This is a genomic window from Massilia sp. CT11-108, from assembly GCF_047302915.1.
GTDB lineage: Bacteria > Pseudomonadota > Gammaproteobacteria > Burkholderiales > Burkholderiaceae_D > Telluria > Telluria orientalis.
In genome coordinates this window covers 1-2922 of the sequence record NZ_JBKYMO010000610.1, presented here as the reverse complement: position 1 = coordinate 2922, position 2922 = coordinate 1, and the positions used below count along the sequence as shown (strand labels likewise).

Genomic DNA, 2922 nt, shown 5'->3' with positions numbered 1-2922 from the left:
GCCATTGCCGGCCCACGAGGCCGATCGGCAGGACGCCTTCGCGCGCGAGCCGCGCGGCGCGCGTCTCCAGCACCTGGCGCACCTCGTGCGGTGCTTCCGGCGTGCCGCTGTCGTCCAGCAGCGTGTCTTCCAGGAAGTAGCGGTCGAGCGCATCGAGCGAGAACGGTTCCTCGTCCTCGCCAACGACTTCCAGGTCCGCGAACGTCACGCCGAGGCGGCGGCGGAAAAAGTAGCGCGCGGGCTGGCGCAGGAAGCTCGCCAGCTCGCCCAGCGTGAGCCGGTAGTCGGCATCCAGTTCGAACGGCGGCAGCACGTCGTCGCCGACACCGGAAGCGTCGGCACCGTGCGCCGACCGCCACTCGCCCGCATACGTCAGCAGGCCGCCGCGCTCGAAGTAGCGGCGCGAGAACGGCTGCAGCGCGTGCACCGTCGTGCGCTCGGCCAGGTCGAGGTCCCAACCGGCGGCGAGATAATCGCGCAGCTGCGACACGAGCACGGACGCCGGCTGCTCCGTGTTGTCGCGCACGTTGCGGCCGACCCAGCTCACGTACAGTTTGTCGCGCGCGGCCAGCACCGCTTCCAGCATCAGGTAGCGGTCGTCGTCGCGGCGCGAGCGGTCGCCCGGGCGGCCCAAGCCCGGCAGCGCCAGCAGGTCGAAGTCGGACTGGTGGCCGCGGCGCGGGAAATCGCCATCGTTCATGCCGAGCAGGCAGACGACGCGGAACGGCACGGCGCGCATCGGCATCAGCGTGCAGAACGTGACGCCGCCGGACACGAACTGGTGCGACAGCGCCGGCTGGTCCAGCTGGCCGAGCCACGCTTCGCGCAGGACTGCCAGCGGCACGGGTTCGTCGAACAGCGCGTTCTCGCAGATCTCCAGCCAGCATTGCAGCGCTTCTTCCAGCTGGTGCAGCATCAGGCGGTCTTCCTCGTTCGTCGCGCGGAAGAACCTGGCCAGCAGCGCGCGGGCGCAATCGCCCCACTCCATCGGCGTCTGGACGCGGTCGAGGTCTTCGCGCCACGCGAGCAGCGCTTCGACCAGTTCCGCCAGCGAGCCCGCCAGCGCGGCATCGAGGCCGCCCACTTCCGGATACGGCTCGATGTCGCGGAAGCTCGCGCCGTGGCCGGTCGCATAGCCGAGCAGCATGCGCCGTACGCCGAACAGCCAGGAATTCTGTTCGCCGGCCGAGCCGAGGCCGAGTCCCGCGCGGTGGCGCTGGTCCAGGCCCCAGCGCACGCTGGCGCCTTCGATCCAGTGCCCGAGGATGGGCAGGTCGGCTTCCTCCAGGCCGAAGCGGGCGGCCAGCGCGGGCACGTCGAGCAGGTCGCGCACCTCGCTCTGGCGGCAGCGCTGCTGCGGCAGGCGGAGCAGCCATTCCAGCGCCACGAGCAGCGGATTCACGCTGCGGTCCTTCACGTCCCCGATCTCGAACGGGATGTAGCGCGGATCGCTGCGCTTGTGCTGGTCGAACACGGCGTGGACGGCGGCCGAGAAGGTCTCGATGTCCGGCACCATCACGACGACGTCGCGCGGGCGCAAGGCGCCTCTCTCGTTACCTTCCCGCTCTTCCGCGAACCACGACAGCAGCTGGTCGTGCAGCACTTCGACTTCGCGCTGGGCGCTGTGCGCGATGTGGAATTCGATCGACCGGTCTTCCGCCGGCGGCGGCGTGTGCGGATGCTCCGAGAGCGGCAGCAGGTCGCGCACGGCGGCCTGCACCTGGCCCAGCAAGGTCTCGCCGTCTTCGTCGGAGAACAGGTCGATGCGCAGGTTGCCGAATTGCGCGCCCTCGCCATTGTCGAATTCGTCGAGCATGCGCACGAAATCGCGGCCCTGCCGTCCCCAGCTCGCGAGCAGCGGATGGCTGTGCGCGTGCAGCTGCTCGACGGGGATCTCGGACAGGTCGCTGCCGTTGCGGTGCTGTTGCCGTTTATAGGCCGCGCGCAGCAGTTCGCGGCCTTCGATGATGTCGCCCCAGTAGAACCGGCACGGGTTCGGCACCGCGATCAGCACCTGCGTGTGGCGCGACAGGCCCGCCATCGCCTGGATCGTCTGGTACGGCAGGGTCGACATGCCGAACAGGATCACGCGGCGCGGCAGGCGCAGCACGGGTTCGCGGTCTTCCGTCACCGCCGCCATGAATTGCTGGTGGATCGTCGCGCGGCCGGACCAGCGGCGCTCTGGCGGCAGGCTCGCGTGGATCTCGCGCCAGAGCTGCGCCTGCCAGCACTGGTCCGGTGTCAGCGGGATCGGCTCGCCGCCGGGGCGGCGCAGCTGGTCGCGGTCTTCGGCCCAATCCGTGAGCCAGTCGGCGCGGTAGACCTGGTACTGGTCGTACAGGTCGGCGAGACGCTCGGCCAGCTGCAGGCGGCGCTCGGCGTCGCCGTCGGAGAGGAAATGGCGCAGCGGTTCGAATTTATCCTTTTCCAGCAGCTCGGGCAGCAGGCGCATGAGGCGCCACGTGAGCGCATCCTTGTCGAACGGCGAACGGCGCGGCACCCGTTCCGGCCCCAGCATGCCGCGGTAGGCTTCCCACTGGAAGCGGGCCGGCAGCGCCACGCGCGTGGCCGCGCACACGCCCAGCTCCTCCGCCAGGGCGATCTTGAGCCACTCGGCGACGCCGTTCGACTGGACGAGCATGATCTCTTCTTCCAGCGGACCGAGCGGATTGTCGCGCAGCCAGTCGAAGACGGCGGCGCGCAACAGCTCCATCTGGTTGCCGTGCAGGATGAGGAGGCCGGGGCGGATCGGGGATGGCATGACGGGACGTGGCGAAGAGACTCGCGCAGCATACTACTTCCGGGGCTCCGGCGGTAGAGCTCAGGCCCGGTGATCCTGCCGGCGCGCGCCCAGTTGGGGGGGGGGGGGGGGGGGGGGGGGGGGGGGGGGGGGGGGGGGGGGGGGGGGGGGGGGGGGGGGGG

1 protein-coding gene is annotated in these 2922 nt (G+C 70.6%); it reads right to left on the bottom strand.

Annotated features, from left to right (window positions below):
• On the bottom strand, window positions 1–2761 hold a 2761-nt coding region (gene recC, locus ACEN88_RS28280), incomplete at its 3' end, for an exodeoxyribonuclease V subunit gamma (protein ID WP_413345014.1).
• Window positions 2762–2922 lie beyond the last annotated feature (161 nt).